Annotated in this window: 15 protein-coding genes and 1 pseudogene; 3 read left to right on the forward strand and 13 right to left on the reverse strand. The window is 72.0% G+C overall.

Going from position 1 to position 19014, the window contains the following annotated elements:
• Positions 1–48: 48 nt before the first annotated feature.
• The 4 genes from SSMG_RS22005 to cmk form a co-directional block, all read right to left on the reverse strand.
• Entirely contained in the window at positions 49–3900 is a 3852-nt protein-coding gene (locus SSMG_RS22005; protein ID WP_286157061.1) for a Pls/PosA family non-ribosomal peptide synthetase, read from the reverse strand.
• Between the two features lie 309 nt (positions 3901–4209).
• Positions 4210–5691, reverse strand: a complete 1482-nt coding sequence (der, locus tag SSMG_RS22010) for a ribosome biogenesis GTPase Der (protein ID WP_009079547.1) — start codon at positions 5689–5691, stop codon at positions 4210–4212.
• Positions 5692–5707: 16 nt separating this feature from the next.
• On the reverse strand, positions 5708–6364 hold the full coding sequence (locus tag SSMG_RS22015; protein WP_009079548.1) for a 1-acyl-sn-glycerol-3-phosphate acyltransferase: 657 nt from the start codon (positions 6362–6364) through the stop codon (positions 5708–5710).
• The gene (gene cmk, locus SSMG_RS22020) at positions 6361–7107 is read right to left on the reverse strand and encodes a (d)CMP kinase (RefSeq protein ID WP_009079549.1); all 747 of its coding nucleotides are present in this window, start codon (positions 7105–7107) and stop codon (positions 6361–6363) included. Before cmk ends, SSMG_RS22015 begins: the two co-directional genes overlap by 4 nt.
• 176 nt (positions 7108–7283) lie before the next feature.
• Between cmk and SSMG_RS22025 the strand changes: the two genes are divergently transcribed.
• Genes SSMG_RS22025 through SSMG_RS22035 form a run of 3 tightly spaced genes read left to right on the forward strand, consistent with a single transcriptional unit; the run spans position 7284 to position 9361 of the window.
• Positions 7284–7652: a DUF4267 domain-containing protein gene (locus SSMG_RS22025; protein ID WP_009079550.1), complete on the forward strand. Its 369-nt coding sequence runs from the start codon at positions 7284–7286 to the stop codon at positions 7650–7652.
• Positions 7653–7688: 36 nt separating this feature from the next.
• On the forward strand, positions 7689–8171 hold the full coding sequence (locus SSMG_RS22030; RefSeq protein ID WP_009079551.1) for a cation:proton antiporter regulatory subunit: 483 nt from the start codon (positions 7689–7691) through the stop codon (positions 8169–8171).
• Entirely contained in the window at positions 8171–9361 is a 1191-nt protein-coding gene (locus SSMG_RS22035; protein ID WP_009079552.1) for a cation:proton antiporter, read from the forward strand. The genes SSMG_RS22030 and SSMG_RS22035 overlap by 1 nt, the downstream gene beginning before the upstream one ends.
• A gap of 78 nt (positions 9362–9439) precedes the next feature.
• Here the strand turns inward: SSMG_RS22035 and SSMG_RS22040 are convergent, their stop codons facing one another.
• The 9 genes and pseudogenes from SSMG_RS22040 to SSMG_RS22080 form a co-directional block, all read right to left on the reverse strand.
• Positions 9440–11341 (reverse strand): Xaa-Pro dipeptidyl-peptidase, encoded by a 1902-nt coding sequence (locus SSMG_RS22040; RefSeq protein WP_009079553.1) that lies wholly within the window; start codon positions 11339–11341, stop codon positions 9440–9442.
• Positions 11342–11429: 88 nt separating this feature from the next.
• Complete coding sequence (locus SSMG_RS22045) at positions 11430–12182, reverse strand: pseudouridine synthase (RefSeq protein WP_009079554.1); 753 nt, start codon at positions 12180–12182, stop codon at positions 11430–11432.
• The gene (scpB, locus tag SSMG_RS47090) at positions 12172–13059 is read right to left on the reverse strand and encodes an SMC-Scp complex subunit ScpB (RefSeq protein ID WP_037714476.1); all 888 of its coding nucleotides are present in this window, start codon (positions 13057–13059) and stop codon (positions 12172–12174) included. The genes SSMG_RS22045 and scpB overlap by 11 nt, the downstream gene beginning before the upstream one ends.
• Positions 13056–14060: a ScpA family protein gene (locus SSMG_RS22055; protein WP_009079556.1), complete on the reverse strand. Its 1005-nt coding sequence runs from the start codon at positions 14058–14060 to the stop codon at positions 13056–13058. The genes scpB and SSMG_RS22055 overlap by 4 nt, the downstream gene beginning before the upstream one ends.
• Positions 14060–14296 (reverse strand): annotated as a pseudogene (locus SSMG_RS47710) (hypothetical protein); the annotation flags it as partial. The pseudogene SSMG_RS47710 and the gene SSMG_RS22055, both read right to left, overlap by 1 nt.
• A gap of 176 nt (positions 14297–14472) precedes the next feature.
• Positions 14473–15522 carry a ParA family protein gene (locus tag SSMG_RS22065; protein WP_009079558.1) on the reverse strand — a complete coding sequence of 350 codons (1050 nt, stop codon included), beginning with the start codon at positions 15520–15522 and terminating at the stop codon, positions 14473–14475.
• A 132-nt stretch (positions 15523–15654) separates the two neighbouring features.
• On the reverse strand, positions 15655–16587 hold the full coding sequence (xerD, locus tag SSMG_RS22070) for a site-specific tyrosine recombinase XerD (protein WP_009079560.1): 933 nt from the start codon (positions 16585–16587) through the stop codon (positions 15655–15657).
• Positions 16588–16627: 40 nt separating this feature from the next.
• Positions 16628–17260, reverse strand: coding sequence for an NUDIX hydrolase (locus tag SSMG_RS22075; protein WP_009079561.1), 633 nt, complete (start codon positions 17258–17260; stop codon positions 16628–16630).
• On the reverse strand, positions 17257–18957 hold the full coding sequence (locus tag SSMG_RS22080) for a CTP synthase (protein WP_009079563.1): 1701 nt from the start codon (positions 18955–18957) through the stop codon (positions 17257–17259). Before SSMG_RS22080 ends, SSMG_RS22075 begins: the two co-directional genes overlap by 4 nt.
• Positions 18958–19014 lie beyond the last annotated feature (57 nt).

Genomic DNA, 19014 nt, shown 5'->3' on the forward strand with positions numbered 1-19014 from the left:
TCCTTTCCAGCATGAGGTACCGCGACGGGGTCCGCAACGGTCGTACCCTCACCGCCGCCAGGCCGAGATCGGATTGCCGAGCCAGCGCGAGTCCGCGGGCACCGCGTCGCCGCGCGTCACGAGCGAGCCGGGGCCCACCGTGGTGCGCGCGCCGATGCTCGCGCCCGGCAGCACGATCCCGTGCGGGCCGAGCGTCGCGCCCTCGTCCAGCGTCACCCGCGACATGGTCATGATCCGGTCGTGGAACAGGTGCGTCTGCACGACGCAGCCGCGGTTGATCGTCGCGCCGTCGCCCAGTGCGACCAGGTCGGACTCGGGCAGCCAGTACGTGTCCAGCCAGACGCCGCGGCCGATCTTGACGCCCATCGTGCGCAGCCACGCGGGCAGCAGCGGCGTGCCGCCGAGCGACCCGATCAGCCACGGCACCGCGAGCGCCTCGACGAACGTGTCGGCCAGCTCGTTGCGCCACACGAACGAACTCCACAGCGGGTGGTCGATCTCGCGGAACTTCCCGACCAGCAGCCATTTCGCCGCGGTCGCGGTGAGCGCGGCGACGACCCCGGCGGCCAGCAGCACCGGCCCGGCCAGCAGCGCGGCGACCCAGAAGCCGCCCCACGACGCCAGCGCCAGCAGCGCGACCGCGACGCCGACGGTCAGCGCGACCGCGCACATCACCGGCACGATCCGGCACAGCTCGACCAGCGCCCGCGCCGCCTTGAGGTGCAGCGGCGGCGTGTACGTGCGGCTGGTGTCGCTCTCCTCCACCGCGCGGCGCACCGGCAGCGGCGGCATGCCCAGGTACGACGAGCCCTTCTTCGCCTTCGCCGGCGTCGAGGACAGCACCCCGACCAGCCCGCGCTTCGGCACCGAACGGCCCGGCGCGGTCATTCCCGAGTTGCCGAGGAACGCCTGCTTGCCGATCCGCGCCGGGGCGGCGTGCAGCCAGCCGTGGCCCAGCTCGTAGGTGGCGACCATGGTGTCGTCGGCCAGGAACGCGCCACTGTCCACTTTGGTCATTTTCGGCAGGGCGAGGACAGTCGACGCCTCCACGTTCCGGCCGACCTTCGCGCCGAGCAGCCGCAGCCACACCGGCGTGAACAGGCTGGCGTACAACGGGAACAGGCCTTCGCGGGCCATCCCCATCAGCCGTTCGGTCGCCCAGACCTGCCACGCGACGCGGCCGTGCACCGGGTGGTAGCCCTCGACCATCCCGACGCCCAGCGCGCGGACCCCGGCCAGCACGAGCAGCGCGTACGTCACGAAGTAGGCGACCGTGGCGACCGGCACGAACAGCAGCGCCTGGCCCAGCGCGGCGCTCAAGCTCGAGGTGCCGGCGACCGCGTACCCGGCCACCGCGACGCCGGGCAGCGCGGCGATTCCGGGCAGCAGCCCGAGGAACACCGAGGTCGCGCCGTACACCGAAGCCCAGAACCGCGAGCGCGGCGGGCGGCTCGACGGCCACTTCAGCGCGTCCTTGACGTCCGAGCGCACCGCGGGCGAACCGGCCCAGCGCTGGCCCGCCGGGACCGCGCCGCGCACGGTCGAACCGGCCGCGATCTCCGCGCCCTTGCCGATCCGGGCGCCGGGGAACAGCGTGCTGCGCGCGCCGACCCGGGCCTCGGCCCCGATCCGCGTCTTGCCGATGTGCACGACGTCGCCGTCGACCCAGTGGCCGGACAGATCGACCTCGGGCTCCACCGCCGCGCCGCGGCCCAGCTTGAGGAAACCGGTGACCGGCGGCGGCGAGTGCAGGTCGACGTCCTTGCCGATGCGCGCGCCGAGCGCCTTCGCGTACGTCGTCATCCACGACGCGCCCGCGACGCTGTCCGCGCCGCTGAACTCGGCCAGCTTCTCGGCGGTCCACAGTCGCAAGTGGACACTTCCGCCGCGCGGGTAGGCGCCGGGGCGCACCCCGGCCAGCAGCACGCGCGCGCCGCCCGCGGCGATCGCGATCCGCCCCGCCGGGGTGAACAGCACGAGCCAGGCGAGCACCAGCCACGCCCAGTTCAGCGTCGGCGCCCAGGAAACGCCCAGCAGCGCCAGCACGTTCGAGCAGGCGGCGGCGAGCGTGGTCCAGCGCAGCCCGACGAGGCCCATCAGCGGGACCATCAGCAGCGACTGCACGAGCCCGGCGCGGCGCGGCGTCGGCGCGATCTCGCGGCGTTCGGTCTCCTCGCCGCTCAGCGCGTCGAGCTTCGCGGCGAGCGCGCCGAGCTTCGGGTTCTGGTAGATGTCGCTGACCGACACCTCGGGGTGGCGGGTGCGGATGCGCGCGATCAGCTGCGCCGCGGTGAGGCTTCCGCCGCCGTTGGTGAAGAAGTCGGCGTTCGCGCTGCTCACCGACACGCCGAGGATCTCGCTCCAGCCCTCGGCGAGCCACGCCTCGGTCGGAGAAAGCCCGGCCGCGCTCGCGTCCACAGTGGACAGCGGCCACGGCAGCGCGTTGCGGTCGACCTTGCCGGACGTGCGGGTCGGCAGGTCGTCGATCGTCGCCAGCAGCGGCACGAGCGCGGCGGGCAGCTGCGCGCGCAGCCGGGTCGCGGCGTCGTCCGTGTCGAGCTTTTCGCCGTCCTCCGGCACGACGTAGCCGACCAGGACCTGGTTGCCCGCCTTGGTGCGCCGGACCGCCGCGGCCGCGCCGCGCACGCCGGGCAGCGCCTGCAGCGCCGCGTCGACCTCGCCCAGCTCGATCCGGCGGCCGCCGAGCTTGATCTGCTCGTCGAGCCTGCCGAGGAACAGCAGGCCTTCCGGCTCCGCGCGGACCATGTCGCCGCTGCGGTAGGCGCGCTCCCAGCCCATCGACGGCAGCGGCGCGAACTTCTGCGCGTCCTTCTCCGCGTCGAGGTAGCGGGCGAGCCCGGCCCCGCCGATGACCAGCTCGCCGGTCTCGCCCATGGCGACCGGTTCGCCTTCTTCGTTCACCACGACCAGCTGCCAGCCGAGCAGCGGCAGGCCGATCCGCACCGGGCCCTCGCCGGTCATCTGCGCGGCGCAGGCGACGACGGTCGCTTCGGTCGGGCCGTAGGTGTTCCAGACTTCGCGGCCTTCGACGGCCACGCGCTCGGCCAGCTCCGGCGGGCACGCTTCGCCGCCGAAGATGAGCAGGCGCACGTCTTCCAGCGCGTCCGCCGGCCACAGCGCGGCCAGCGTCGGCACCGTCGACACGACCGTGATGCCCTGCGAAACCAGCCACGGGCCGAGGTCGACGCCGGTGCGCACCAGGGCGCGCGGCGCGGGGACCAGGCAGGCGCCGTGCCGCCAGGCGAGCCACATCTCTTCGCAGGAGGCGTCGAACGCGACGCTCAGCCCGGCCAGCACCCGGTCGCCGGGGCCGATCGGCTCGTCGGTCAGGAAAAGCTGGGCTTCGGCGTCCACGAAGGCCGCCGCCGAGGCGTGCGTGACCGCGACGCCCTTCGGCTTGCCGGTGGAGCCGGAGGTGAAGATGATCCACGCGTCGTCGGCCGGGCCGGGCCGCCCGGTGGCGCCGCCCGGCGTGCCCGCGACGGCGATCTCGCCGTCGGTGGCGATCGCCGCGACACCCGCCTCGCCGAACACCAGCTCGGCTCGCTCGTCGGGGTCGTCCGCGTCGACCGGCACGTACGCCGCGCCGACCGACAGCGTCGCCAGGATCGCGACGTACAGCTCGGCGGTGCCGGAGGAGATCCGGATGCCGACGCGGTCGCCCCGGCCGACGCCGTGCTCGCGCAATTCGCGGGCGTACGCGTCGATCTCTTCCATCAGCCGGCGGTAGCTCAGCGGGCCGGTGCCGTCGTCGAGCGCGGCGGCGTTCGGGTGCCGCTCCGCGGTCGCGGCGAGGATGTCCAGCAGGGTGCGCTCGGCGGACGGGGCGGCGGTCTCGAACAGAGCGGGCGAGAGCGCGGCCTCGACGGCGACAGTCAGGGCTTCGGCGCTGCCGGAATCGGCGGTCAGCGTCACCAGGCCACCTCGGCGGCCGGGTGCGCCCCGGTATTCCGGAACGGTGCGGGCACGGTCGAACTCTGGGCGCGCAAGCCCATCACTCACCTTTCGCGAGCGTCATTCGGGCTGGCCATCCGAATGAGGCGCCCGTAGCGACCGTCCACTTTACGCGGCGATCAAGCCCAGGTCGCGCCTGGGTAACGGCGGCGTGTCGGACATCACCGCGCGCAGGTCCGGCAAGGGAAACCCGGGAAATCGGTCTCGCCGGGAATTCCCTTGCCGGGAAAGGAATCAGCGGTTGCGGGCCGCTTTTCCGCCCGCCTTCGGCTTCTGCTTCTTTTCGCGGACGCGCACATTCACCCGGACGGGACTGCCCGCGAAGCCGAACTGCTCGCGGAATTTCCGCTCGATGAACCGGCGGTACCCGGCCTCGAGGAACCCGGTGGTGAACAGCACCAGCGTCGGCGGGCGGATGCCCGCCTGCGTCGCGAACAGCACCTTCGGCTGCTTGCCGCCGCGCACCGGCGGCGGCGTCGCCGCGACGAGGTCGGACAGCCAGCCGTTGAGCTGGCCGGTCGACACGCGCTGGTCCCACGACGCCAGCGCCGTGCGCAGGGCGGGCGCGAGCTTGCGCACCGCGCGCCCGGTCAGCGCGGAGACGTTGACCTTCTCCGCCCACGGCACCCGCACGAGGCCGCGGTCCAGCTCGCGCACCATGGCGTACCGGCGGTCCTCGTCGACCAGGTCCCATTTGTTGAACACGAGCACGCACGCGCGGCCCGCCTCGACCACCATCGTCAGCACCCGCAGGTCCTGTTCGGTCAGCGGTTCGGAGGCGTCCAGCAGCACGAGCGCGACCTCGGCCGCGTCGATCGCGGTCTTCGTGCGCAGCGAGGCGTAGTACTCCGCGCCGTCGGCGAAGTTGACGCGCTTGCGCAGGCCCGCGGTGTCCACGAACCGCCAGATCTCGCCGTCCAGCTCGACCAGCGAGTCGACCGGGTCGACCGTGGTGCCCGCGACCGAGTCGACGACCGAGCGCTGCTCGCCGGAAAGCCGGTTGAGCAGGCTGGACTTGCCGACGTTCGGCTTGCCGACCAGCGCGACGCGGCGCGGCCCGGCGGTCGCCGTGCCGGCTTCGCGCGGCGCCTCGGGCAGCGCGGCCATGATGGAGTCGAGCAGGTCGCCCGAGCTGCGGCCGTGCAGCGCGCTGACCGGATGCGGTTCGCCGAGGCCCAGCGACCACAGCGACGCGGTGTCGGCCAGCAGCCGGTCGTCGTCCACCTTGTTCGCGGCCAGCAGGACCGGCTTCTTCGACCGGCGCAGCACGCGCGCGACGGCCTCGTCGGTGGCGGTGGCCCCGACCGTCGCGTCGACCACCAGCAGCACCGCGTCCGCGGTCTGCATGGCCATCTCGGCCTGCTGCGCGACCGAGGCCTGCAGGCCGGTGGCGTCGGGCTCCCAGCCGCCGGTGTCGACGAGCGTGAACCGCCGCCCGGCCCAGAACGCGTCGTAGGCGACGCGGTCGCGCGTCACGCCCGGCACGTCCTGCACGACCGCTTCCCGGCGGCCGAGGATGCGGTTGACCAGCGTGGACTTGCCCACGTTCGGCCTGCCGACCACGGCGAGCACCGGCTGCGCGGCGGCGGCGCGGCCCTCGGCCTCCTCGGCCTCGATCTGCGCGTCGAGCGCGGCGAACTCGGACTCGTCCGACCAGCTTCCGTCGACCTCGCCGAGACCGTCCACCGAGCTGTCGGCGGCGTCAAACCCTGTCATCGTTTCCCAACTTCACCTACGGCGTGGCGAACCCGTGTTCGCCCCGCCAGTCGTCCAAAGCCTGTACAAGCGCCGACAGCTGCGTGCGCAGCTCTTCAGTGCCCTGGTCCAGGCCCTTGCGGCCCGGACCGACCTTCAGCGCGAACGGCTCCCCGAAGAGGAGGTCCACGCGCGGGCGCCACCGGCGTCTGCCGTCGGCGGGCTTGCGCGTCCCGCGGATCGCCACCGGCAGCACCGTGGCCCCGGAAGCGCGCACGAGCCACGCCGCGCCGCGTTCGGCGGCCCCGACGTCGCCCTCGCCGCGAGTGCCTTCCGGGAAGATCCCGACCGCCCCGCCCGCTTTGAGCACGCCGACCGCCGTGGTCAGCGGCGTCCGGTCGATCTCGCCCCGGCGGACCGGGATCTGGCCGATCGCCCGCAGGAACCAGCCGCCGATCCCCTTGAACAGTTCGGCCTTCGCCAAGAACGCGCTGCGCCTCGGAAGCATTCCGATCACCAGCTGCGGATCGACGTTCGAGCTGTGGTTCGCGATCACGACGAGCGGCCCGTCCGAGGGCACCCGGTCGCGGCCGTGCACCCGGATCCGGAACGCCGGACGCAGATAATACCGGCCCGCCGTCCGCCCGATGTCGAGCAGGAGCCCGTGCGCACCCTCGGGAAGGGCGCCGCTCACCGGCTGACCCCGGCCTCGGCCGCGGCCGGTTCGGCCGGGCAGTCGCCGAGCAGCCCCCGGCCGCGGGCGAGTTCGGCCAGCGCGACGATGACCTGGTCGATCGTCAGCTCGGAGGTGTCCACCTGGACCGCGTCCCCGGCCGCGCGCAGCGGAGAGGCGGCGCGGGTGGAGTCGATCCGGTCGCGGCGCTCGACCGATTCGCGGGCGGATTCGACGCTCGAAGCGCGTCCCGCCGCGGAGTCCTGGGTGTTCCGCCGCGCGGCGCGGACCTCGGCCGAGGCGGTCAGATAAACCTTGAGCGGCGCGTCCGGCGCGACGGTGGTGCCGATGTCGCGGCCCTCCACGACGATCCCGCCGTCGCCCTCGACCGCGTCGGCGATCATCCGGCGCTGGCGGGCGACGAGCACCTCGCGCACCTGCGGCACGGCCGACACCGGCGACACCGCGCCGGTCACCTCGGGGCCGCGGATCTCGGCGGCCACGTCCTCGCCGGCCAGCCGGACGTCCGGCCGCTCCGGGTCGGTGCCGAGCGAGAAGTCGACGTCGTGCGCGAGCGCGCCGACCGCGTGTTCGTCGGCGAGGTCGATCCCGGCGCGCAGCACCGCCAGCGTGACGACGCGGTACATCGCCCCGGTGTCCAGGTAGCGGGCGCTCAGCCGGCCGGCGAGCTTGCGCGCCACCGTGGTCTTGCCGGTTCCCGACGGGCCGTCCAGCGCGACCACCCCACGTAGGGCTCCCGTCACCGATGTTCTCCTCACGTTCGTCCCGCACTCCCGGTCCGGTTCATTCTGCCGGTAGCCGGTCCCGGCACCTCAGGCGGTGTCCACGGCGGACTCCCATTCGACGCTAGACAACCTAGCGGCGCTAAGTTAGCGTTGCACTTGTTTCTAGCGCCGCTAACTTCCTCGGAGGGTCCCCCATGCTGATCGCCGCTTACGTCCTCGCCGCCGTCCCCGTGCTCGGGATCATCTACGTCGGCTTCACCTATCTGTTCGCCCCGGCGAAGACCGCCGCGACGTTCGGCCTGCGGGAAATCCCCACCGGCTCGACGGCGTTCTTCGAGATCAAGGGAGACCGCGACCTCGGCACCGGGCTGATCCTCGGCGTCGCGATGCTCGCGGGCAGCGCGCACCTCGTCGGCTGGCTGCTGCTGGCCGCGACCGTCATGCCGGTCTGCGACATGCTGATCGTCCTGCGGCACAAGGGCAGGAAGGGAATGGCCTACGGCGTGCACGGCGCGACCGCCGCGCTCATGGCCGTCACCTCGGTGCTGCTCCTGCTGGGCTGAACTCCGCGAATCGGACAATGAGTTACCGTGGCGGACGTGAACGTCGAAGTCACCCCTCTTCCCGGAATCGGTGTCCGCAAGGACTTCGCCACCCGCGCGGGACGCCGCATCGGCGTCGTCACCCAGCGGGACGGCAAGATCGAGCTGATCGTCTCCAAATCGGACGACCCGGACGCCTGCCTCGCGTCGCTGCCGCTGACCGCGGACGAGGCGGGCGCGCTCTCGAACCTGCTCGGCGCGCCGCAGCTGGTGGCGCAGCTGAACGAGGAGCACCGCGAGCTGCCGGGGATCAACACGAAGCAGCTGCCGATCACCGCGGACAGCCCGTTCGACGGCCGTTCGCTCGGCGACACCGCGATGCGCACGCGCACCAGCGTCTCGATCGTCGCGGTGATGCGGGCCGGGCAGGTGCACCCGTCGCCGACGCCGGACTTCCTCTTCACCGCGGGCGACCTGCTCGTCGTCGTCGGCACGTCCGAGGGCCTGGAGGCCGCCGCCAAGATCCTCAAGCACGGCTGATGGACCACACCGCACTTTCGCTGATCGAACTCGGCGCGGTCTTCTTCGTGCTCGGCGCGCTGGGCAGGCTCGCCGGCCGGATCGGCCTCTCCCCCATCCCCCTGTACCTGCTCGGCGGCCTGTGCTTCGGCTCCGGCGGCCTGATCCCGCTCGCCGACATCGGCGATTTCTCCCACCTCGCCAGCGAAATCGGCGTGGTGCTGCTGCTTCTCCTGCTCGGCCTGGAGTACTCCGCGGCCGAGCTGTTCACCGGCATGCGGCGGTCGTGGACCGCCGGGCTGGTGGACATCGTGCTCAACGCCGCGCCCGGCGCCGCGGTCGCGCTGATCCTGGGCTGGGGCCCGATCGGCGCGATCGTCATGGCGGGCGTCACGTACATCTCGTCGTCCGGCATCATCGCGAAGGTCCTCGGCGACCTCGGCCGGCTCGGCAACCGCGAAACGCCGGTGGTGCTGTCGATCCTCGTGTTCGAGGACCTCGTGATGGCGCTGTACCTGCCGATCCTCACCGCGATCCTGGGCGGGGTGAGCCTGCTCGGCGGGCTGGAAGCGGTCGGCATTTCGCTGCTGGTGATCACCGTGGTGCTGGTGATCGCGCTGAAGTTCGGCCGGTACGTCTCGGCACTGGTGGACAGCGACGACCGGGAAGTGTTCCTGCTCAAGATCCTCGGCGCGGCGCTGCTGGTGGCCGGGATCGCGTCGGCGCTGCAGGTTTCGGCGGCGGTCGGGGCGTTCCTGCTCGGCATCGCGGTGTCCGGCTCGACCGCGCACAACGCGACCCGGCTGCTGGAACCCTTGCGGGACTTGTTCGCCGCGATGTTCTTCGTGGTGTTCGGGCTGAACACCAACCCGGCGTCGATCCCGCCGGTGCTGGGCTGGGCCGCGGTGCTCGCGGTCGTGACGACGCTGACGAAGGTGGCCACCGGCTGGTGGGCCGCGCGTCGGCAGAAAATCGGGCGGCTCGGCCGGGCTCGAGCCGGGGCGGCTTTGGTTGCGCGGGGCGAGTTTTCGATCGTGATCGCGGGGCTGGCAGTTGCGGCTGGGGCGGTCGACGGGGAGCTGGCGGCGTTGGCTACGGCGTACGTGTTGCTGATGGCGATTCTCGGCCCGACCGCGGCGCGAGTGGTCGAGCCGGTCGCGAAAGCCTTGCAGCGCAAGGCGGCCGCGAAGGAAACCGTCACCGCCAACTGACGTCCTGGTTGGGCGAATGGTCCGTGAAGGACTCATTGAGGGAATCAGATTCCCTCAATGAGTCCTTCACGGACTTTGTCAGCGCAGGTCGAAGCGCGCGGCAGCGGGCACGTGCGCGAGCGGACCCGCCGGGGCGGATTCCGTCCGCGGACGCGCCGGAACCGCGCCGACCAGCGGGATCCGGGCCGAGGTCTTGGCCAGGTCGATGGTCAGCTTCGGCGGATTCGCGGGCGCGGTGATGAAATTAGCGTCCGTCCCGCCGATCACCAGCGCCAGCCGGTGCCCGGCCGGGACGATGTGGTCGGTGCTCGCGAGACGGAACGTCATCGTGTACGCCTTGCCCGGCGTGAGCCGCGCTTCCCGGCTCAGCGACTGGTAATTCGCCAGGTCCGCCCAGCCTCGGCTGATGATCGTGTAGTCCACGTTCGTCGTGTCCGCGCTGGTCACCTTGTAGCAAGCGCTGTCGCCGTCGGTGCTCGAACCCCAGCACGTGCGGTCCGTGCCGGTCACGATTCCCTCGCCGGGGCCCGAGAAATTCCGGATCTTCGCCGGCCCGTAGTCCACCAGCATCGCCGACAGGTGCGCGGTCGAAGTGCTCGGCGTGGCCGTCACGGTGATCGACGAGGTGCCCGAAACCTGCACCGGCGCAGTGAGCGCGGCGGTGCTGTAGAGGACCCGGTTCGCCGACGCGGCCGACGGATCCGCCGCCCACTCGTTCTCCCCGATCTTCGGGTTGTCGGTGAACGACGCGCTGCCCCGGCCGCCCGCGGTGCCGAGCGTGCCGACCCCAGGCGTGCGGCCCGGCTGCGGCCGCAACACGGTCTCCTTCGTGCCCGGAGCCGGGTAGGTCGCTTCGTTGACCCACTGGTCCGGCTGGCGTTCGACGGTCGCCATCGGTTCCTTGTCGACGCCGTTGTCGATGCCCATCAGGTAGTGGTCGAACCACCGGTGCAGGGTGTCGACCCATTCGGTGCGGCGGTAGTCGAACGGGTCGACGTGGCCGGTCTGCGCGAGCCAGATCTTGCGCTGCACGCCCTTCGCGGCGAGCGCGTCCCACCATTGGCCGTAGTTGATCGGCATGACGTTGAGGTCGTTCACGCCGTGCGAGATGAACACGCTGGCGCGCACGTTCTTCGCGTTCGCCACGTAGTCGCGTTCCGCCCACAGCGGACCGTAGTCGCCGTTCTCGGTCGCGCCTGCGGCGAGTTTCCGGTTCTGCGCCGAGCAATCCTGGCCGCCGTTGCGCCGCTCGACGGTCTGCGCGAGCCCGTCCGGGTTGAAGCCGAACGACACGCCGTCCGAGCGGTAGTAGTCGTACCAGGAGCTGATCGCGGAGATCGGGACGATGGTCTTGAGCCCCTCGACGCCGGTCGAGGCGACGCCGTTGGCGATGGTGCCGTCGTAGGACTTGCCGATCATCCCGACGCCGCCGTCGCTCCAGCCCGCGGACATTTTCGTGCCGCCGGTCTTCGCGGTGTAGCCGGTCGCGCGGCCGTTCAGCCAGTCGACGACCTTCTTGGCGGACTGGACGTCCGAATTGCCGCCGACGTCCACGCAGCCGGTCGACCGGCTGGTGCCCGCCAGGTCCACGAGCACCACCGCGTACCCGCGCGGCACGAAGTAGTTGTCGTAGAACAGCGGGAAGCCGACCGGGCGGCCCTGCGCGTCGTATGTCTTGAACTGGGTTTCGTTGCCGCGCCCCACCGAGGAGTAGTACGGGCTGGCGTCCATGATCACCGGGATCTTCTTGCCCGCCTCGGCCGGTTCCTTCGGCCGCACGATGTCCGCGGCGACCCGGTCCGGCACGCCGTCCCCGTCGCCGTCCCGGCCGAGGTCGACCCACACCGTTTCGCGGATCGCCCCGGCGTAGTCGTACTGCGGCTCCGTCGCGGTTCTCGCCGGGGCGGCCGTCGCGGCCGCCGGCACCACCACTCCCGCGGCCAGCACCGCGGCGGCGCACAGCCCTGTCAGCACACGCATTCCCGTCGCCCTCCAGAGTCGTCGTCGGGTGCCGACAACTCTGGCCGGGACGGCGGGACCCGCAGCAGGGCCGAAAGTGGGGAACCGGTCAGAGTCCCACGGTGCGGTACAGCGCGCCCACCTCGCCGCGGTTCAGCCTGCGGATCGTGCCCTGGCGCTGGTTGCCCAGCTGCACGTCGCCGACCGCGGTGCGCACCAGCTTGCGCACCGGATGCCCGGTGGCCGCCATCAGCCTGCGCACGATGTGCTTGCGTCCCTCGTGGATCACCAGCTCGATCATGCTCCGGCCGGAATGCATGTCCTTGACCCGGAACTGGTCGACCTTCACGATCCCGTCCGGCAGCTCCCAGCCCGCGCGCAGCTCCTTGCCGAGCCCGCGCGGCACCAGGCCCTCGACCTCCGCGAAGTAGGTCTTGAGCACCCGGTACGACGGGTGCATCAGCCGGTGCCCCAGGTCTCCGTCGTTGGTCAGCAGCAGCAGGCCCTCGGTGTTCTCGTCGAGCCGCCCGACGTGCACGACGCCCGGGGTCTCCTCCCACCGGCCGCGCAGGTAGTCGCCGACGCACGGGCGGCCCCGGTCGTCGGACATCGTGGAGTGCACGCCCTTGGGCTTGTTGAACGCGAGGTACACGAGGTCGTCGCGGAGGTTGACCCGCGTGCCGTCGACGTGGATCACCGCCTCGTCCGGATGCACGCGGCGGCCCAGCTCGGTGACGACCTCGCCGTCCACCTCCACGCGGCCGGCCGCGATCAGGTCCTCGGCCGCGCGGCGCGACGCCACGCCGGCCTGCGACAGGACCTTCTGCAGGCGGATGCCGTCGGGGTGCTGCTCAGATGTCATCGATGGTGTCCACTTCGGGTAGCAGCGGAGCGATCGGGGGCAGGTCGTTCAGCGACGACAGCCCCAGTCGCTCCAGGAACAGCTCGGTCGTCACGTACAGCGTGCCCGTGGTCTCCGGGTCGGTGCCCATCTCCTCGATGAGCCCCCGCGCCAGCAGGGTCCGGATCACGCCGTCCACGTTCACCCCGCGCACCGCCGCGACCCGGGCCCGGGTGACCGGCTGCCGGTACGCGATCACGGCGAGGCTCTCCAGCGCGGCCCTGGTCAGCTTCGACCGCTGGCCGTCCAGCAGGAGCTTCTCCACGAACGGGGCGTAGGTGTCCCTAGTGTAGAACCGCCACCCTTCGCCGACGCGCCGCAGGTCGATCCCGCTGGCCCGCTCGGCGAACTTCTGCGCCATCGTGCGCAGCGCGACGGTCACCCGGGCGACCGGCTGGTCCAGCGTTTCGGCGAGGGAATCCTCCCCGATCGGCGAATCCACGACGAGCAGCAGCGCTTCGAGCGCGGCCTCCAGCGCCTCGTCGTCCTCGACGCTGGGCAGGCCGCTGTCCACGGCGACCAGGCCTTCGTCGTCGGACGGCTCGGCTTCCGGCTCCGCTTCGGGAGCGGCTTCGCCCTCCGGCCCGGCTTCGGCTTCCGGCTCGGCCGCGGCAGGCTCCGCGGCTTCGGACTCCGGCTCGTCGGCGTCGGCGGCTTCCGCCTCGGCCTCGTTTTCCGGCTGCGGCACGGTTTCCGGCTCGCTCCCGGCCGCCTCGACCGGCTCGGCCGCGGCCTCCTCTTCGGCCTCGACCTGAGCCTCGTCCGCCGGAGCCTCCGGCGCGTCCGGAGCCCGCGGGGTCTCCTCCCGCTCCGGTGCGCGGTCGTCTTCGGTGCTCACCCGTATTCCTCCTCCTCGGCCGCCGCGCGGTCCTGCTCGGCGGCGGCGGACGCCTCGGCCACGCTGCCGCCGGTCCAGCGGACGTGCAGTTCCGCCAGTGCCTCCAGCTGGTCGAACTGCACCGACGATTCGCGGTACAGCTCCAGCAGCGCGAGGAACCGGGCCACGACCTCGACCGTGTGCTCGCAGTCCGAGGTCAGTTCCTTGAACGTCGCCTGCCCGGCCTCGGCGAGCTTCACCCGCAGCAGCGCGGCGTGCTCGCGCACGGACACGCGTCCCATGTGGATGTGCGCGATCGACACCTGCGGCGGCGGTTTCGGCCGGAACACCGCGACCGCGATCTCCGCGAACCGCTCCGGCGTGACGCCCAGCATCACCTCCGGCAGCAGCCCGAGGTAGCGCTCCTCCAGCGCCACCGACCGGGGGTACCGGCGCAGCGCGTTCTCCTCCAGCTCGCCGAACAGCGCGGCCACCTGCTTGTACGCGCGGTACTGCAGCATCCGCGCGAACAGCACGTCGCGGGCTTCCAGCAGGGCCAGGTCGTCCTCGTTCTCGACCTCGGCCGCGGGCAGCAGCCGGGCGGCCTTCAGGTCGAGCAGGGTCGCCGCGATCACCAGGAACTCGGTGGTCTCGTCGAGGTTCCAGTCCGGGCCGAGCGCGCGCGTGTAGGCGATGAAGTCGTCGGTGACCGTGTGCAGGGCGACCTCGGTGACGTCCAGCTGGTGCTGCGAGATCAGCTGCAGCAGCAGGTCGAACGGGCCCTCGAAGTTCTGCAGCCGCACCTTGAACTTCGAGGAGCCCTCCTCGGCGGCGTACCCCTCGGGGATGGTGCCGCCGTGCACCGTCTCGTGCTGGGCCGGAGCCTCCGGGGTCTCCGGGACCGCGGGGCTGTCCGCACCCTCAGCGCTCTCCGAGCCAGCGGTGCTTTCGGTGTTCTCCGAGACGTTTTCCGAGACCGCCGCTTCCGGCTCCGGCAGCTCGGCCGATGCCGGTTCGTCCATCAGCCCTCGGTTCCGCCGTCCTCGCCGCTCGCCCGCAATCGCTGCACCAGCACCGACTCCTCGCCGCGCTGGTCGAAGTCGGCCAGCAGCACGGCGACCGCCTCGCGGACCAGCCTGCCGCGGTCGACCACCAGGTCGTGCTTGGCGCGCAGGTTCAGCCGGGCCTGCTCCATCGCGAGCAGTTCCTCGCCGGAGACGTACACGGTGATCTTCGCGTCGTGCTTGGTGCGCCCGGACCCGCTGCGCGCCGCGTTGCGGGCCAGCTGCTCGGCCTCCGCGCCGCCCGCGGGCTTCGCGGCGCGCTGCACCGGTTCCGCCGGGGCGGGCACGGCGGGGCGTTCGAGGGCGGGGGTCGCCGGACTGGAGGTGAGGCGGAAAAGCTCCGACGCTCCGGGCAGGGAAGCGCGCCTGCTCACCGAGCGATCACCTCGCGGGCCAGCGCGCGGTAGGCCGCGGCGCCGGCGGACTTGGGGGCCCAGGTCGTGATGGGTTCGCCCGCGACCGTCGTCTCGGGGAACCGGACGGTGCGGTTGATCACCGTGTCGAACACGGTCTCGCCGAATGCCTCGACCACGCGAGCCATGACCTCCTTCGAGTGCAGGGTTCTCGGGTCGTACATCGTGGCGAGAATCCCCGTGATGTCCAGTTTGGGGTTGAGGCGTTCCTGCACCTTCTCGATCGTGTCGATCAGGAGCGCGACGCCTCGCAGACTGAAGAACTCGCACTCCAGGGGGATGATCACACCGTCCGCGGCGGTCAATGCGTTCACCGTCAACAGGCCGAGCGAGGGCTGGCAGTCGACAAGAACATAGTCGTAGTCGTTCATCACCGGACGAAGGACCCGTAACAACGTGTGCTCGCGCCCTACCTCTGCGACGAGCTGGACCTCCGCCGCGGACAGGTCGATGTTGCTCGGCAGCAGGTCAACGCCGTCGACGCGGGTTTTGCGGAGCACGTCCTCGATCTTGACCGAGCGCTCCATGATGACGTTGTAGACCGTCTGGTCCAGTTCGTGCGGCTGGATGCCGAGGCCGACCGACAGCGCGCCCTGCGGGTCGAAGTCGACCAGCAGCACGCGGCGGCCGCATTCGGCGAGCGCGGCGCCCAGGTTGATCGTGGACGTGGTCTTGCCGACCCCGCCCTTCTGGTTGCACATGGCGAGCACCTTCGCCGGGCCGTGCCGCTCCAGCGGCGGCGGCTCGGGGATCTCGCGCAGCGGGCGGCCGGTCGGCCCGATCCCGCTCTCCGCGCGCTCCTTCGCCCGCATCCGGGCGCGTTCGCCGCGGGTCATCGGCCGTTCCGGCTCGTCGCCCTCGTGGTCGGCCGGCGTGGCGATCCGCGCGTGCTCGAGGTTCGCCGCGGCCGAACCGGAAGACCCGGCGGACCCGGACGGCCCTGCTGGCGCGGCGGGCCCGGGCGACGCTGCCGGGTCCTCCGGCTGGTTCGGGGTCGGTGTCGACATGGCGCGAAAGCTCCTTGTTCGGCGGGGTCTGGCGCAGCCTATGCGGATTTCCGGAGCACCGGCAAAGCGCCGCGCCGGGCCGCACGGGCCGAGTCACCGCAGCGTGGGAAGGCCCTTGACCGCGCCGCGGGTTCAGCCGAGGGCGCGCGGATGCGCGGTGGCGTAGACCTCGCGCAGCGTCGTGACCGTGACGAGCGTGTACACCTGGGTCGTGGTCACCGAGGCGTGGCCGAGCAGTTCCTGCACCACCCGGACGTCCGCGCCGCCCTCGAGCAGGTGGGTCGCGAACGAGTGGCGCAGGGTGTGCGGCGACACCGCGGCGGTGATCCCGGCCCGTTCGGCGGTGTCCTTGAGCACCTGCCACGCGCTTTGCCGGGAGAGCCGGCTGCCGCGGGCGTTGAGGAAGATCGCCGACGTGCCCCGGCCGTTCGCGGCGAGCGCCGGGCGGGCGCGCACGAGGTACGCGTCGAGCGCTTCGAGCGCGGGACGGCCGATCGGCACCAGCCGTTGTTTGCCGCCCTTGCCGTCGAGCAGGACGGTGCGCTCGGTGTCGTCCACGTCGTCCACGTCGAGGCCGACCGCCTCGGAAATCCGGGCTCCGGTCGAGTAGAGCAGCTCCAGCAGCGCGCGGTCGCGCAGGGCGCGTTCGCCGTCCCGCGGCGGAGTGTCGAGCAGCTTGAGGACGTCCGCGACCGGCAGCGCCTTGGGCAGCCGTTTCGCCGCGGCGGGCGGACGGACGTCGCGGGCCGGGTCGTGTTCGGTGAGGCCGTCGGCGTGCGCGAACTTGTGCAGCCCTCGGACGGCGACCAGCGCCCGCGCGGCCGACGACGCGGCCAGCGGCTGGTGTTCCTCGTCGCCCTCGCGCAGCGCGGCCCCGAACGACGTGACGTGCGCGGGCGTGACCTCGGCCAGCCGCACGACGCCCGCCGCTTCCAGGTGGGCGGCGTAGCGGCGGAGGTCGCGGGAGTAGCTGTCGAGGGTGTTGCGGGCGGTGCCGCGTTCGACGACGAGGTGGTCGAGGTACGTGGCGATCGCGCCCCGCACCTCGACACCCGCGTTATTCACGCCGCCACTCTAAGGCGGCACCCCGACAGAATCCGGAAACTCAGCCCTCGGCCAGTCGGCGGGCGAACCGAGTCGGCCGGTCCTGCCACGGCGCGTCGGCCGGGCGAGTCCGGGCCGCCCCGGTCACGACCGCGTGCGCGGACAGCACGCCCGAGACGGTCGCGCCGTTGACCAGCTCGCCCGCCAGCGCCATCCGGACCGCCTCGGCGAGCGGGAATTTCCGCACCACCAGGTCGGCTTCCTCGTCCCCGAGCACCTCGCGGTCCACTTCGGACACATCGCGGGCGAGGAAGACGCGCACCACCTCGTCGGTGAACCCGGGCGAGGCCGCGACGTCGACCAGCGTCTCCCAGCGGCCCGCCGCCAGCCCGGCCTCCTCGGCCAGCTCGCGCCGGGCCGCCTCGACCGGGTCCTCCCCCGGTTTGTCGATCAGCCCGGCGGGCAGCTCCCACAGCCGGCGCCCGAGCGGATGCCGGTACTGGTGCACGAGGGTGACGTTGTCCTCGCTGTCCAGCGCCGCGATCACCACCGCGCCGAGGTGTTCGACCACCTCGCGCTTGGCGGTCTCCCCGCCGGGCATCACGACGTCGTCGACCCGGAGGCCGACGACGCGTCCCACGTGGACGACCGTGCTGCCGGCGACGGAGAACTCGTGCGTGCCGGGCGCGCTCACCGAGCCGCCACGGGCGTCTCGGGCAGTTCGACCGGGAGCCGCTCGGCGACCTTGCGGTCCACGACCGCCTTCACGAACGCGCTGAACAGCGGGTGCGGCCGGGTGGGGCGGCTCTTCAGCTCGGGGTGCGCCTGGGTGCCCACGAAGAACGGGTGCACGTCCGCGGGCAGTTCGACGAACTCGACCAGCCGGTCGTCCGGCGAGGTGCCGGAAAACACGAGCCCCGCGTCGCCGATCTGCTTGCGGTAGGCGTTGTTCACCTCGTAGCGGTGCCGGTGCCGCTCGGACACCTCGGTGGTGCCGTACGCCTTGGCCACCTGCGAACCCGGCTTGAGCTTCGCCGGGTACGCGCCGAGCCGCATCGTGCCGCCCATGTCCCGCTCGCCCGCGACGACGTCGCGCTGGTCGGCCATGGTCGAGATCACCGCGTGCTTGGTGGTCTCGTCGAACTCGGCCGAGTTCGCGCCCTCGATGCCGGCCAGGTTCCGGGCGCTCTCGATGACCATGCACTGCAGGCCGAGGCACAGCCCGAGCAGCGGCACGCCGTGCGTGCGCGCGTAGTGGATCGCGCCGACCTTGCCCTCGATGCCGCGGATGCCGAACCCGCCGGGGATCAGTACACCGTCCACATCGGACAGCACGGACGCCGCGCCCGCTTCGGTCTGCGCGTCGTCCGAGGCGACCCAGACGATCTCGACCTTGGCGCGGTGCGCGAACCCGCCCGCGCGCAGCGCCTCGGTGACCGAGAGGTACGCGTCCGGCAGGTCGATGTACTTGCCCACCACGGCGACCCGGACGATCTCGCTCGGGTTGTGCACGCGGTCGAGCAGGTCGCCCCACACCGTCCAGTCGACGTCGCGGAACGGCAGGCCGAGGCGGCGCACCACGTACGCGTCGAGCGCCTCGCCGTGCAGCACCTTCGGGATGTCGTAGATCGAGCGCGCGTCCGGGCAGGCGATGACCGCCTCGGTGTCGACGTCGCACATCAGGCCGATCTTGCGCTTGAGGTCGTCCGGGATCTCCCGGTCCGCGCGGCACACCAGCGCGTCCGGCTGGATGCCGATGTTGCGCAGCGCGGCGACCGAGTGCTGGGTCGGCTTGGTCTTGAGCTCGCCCGAGGGGGCGAGGTACGGCACGAGCGACACGTGCAGGAAGAAGCACTGGTCGCGGCCGACGTCGTGGCGGACCTGGCGGCACGCCTCGAGGAACGGCAGCGATTCGATGTCGCCGACCGTGCCGCCGACCTCGGTGATCACCACGTCCGGCGCGACGCCGTTCTCGTCCGGCCCGGCCGCGGCGGTGATCCGCGCCTTGATCTCGTCGGTGATGTGCGGGATCACCTGGACGGTGTCGCCGAGGTACTCGCCGCGGCGCTCCTTGGCGATCACCTCCGAGTACACCTGTCCGGTGGTGACGTTCGCCTTGCCGTCGAGAGAGCGGTCGAGGAAGCGCTCGTAGTGCCCGATGTCGAGGTCGGTCTCGGCGCCGTCGTCGGTGACGAACACCTCGCCGTGCTGGAACGGGTTCATCGTCCCGGGGTCGACATTGAGGTACGGGTCGAGCTTCTGCATCGTGACGCGGAGTCCGCGCGCGGTGAGGAGCTGTCCGAGGCTGGACGCCGTCAGACCCTTACCCAGAGAGGAGGCAACGCCTCCGGTGACAAAGACATACTTGGTAGCCCGCGACTGAAGTCCCACGGGCCGCCAGCATATCCCACTCCCGCCGGTTCGCTCGCCGACGCCTCTTCCCGGCGC

The sequence above is a fragment of the Streptomyces sp. AA4 genome (assembly GCF_000158875.1).
Classification (GTDB): domain Bacteria; phylum Actinomycetota; class Actinomycetes; order Mycobacteriales; family Pseudonocardiaceae; genus Amycolatopsis.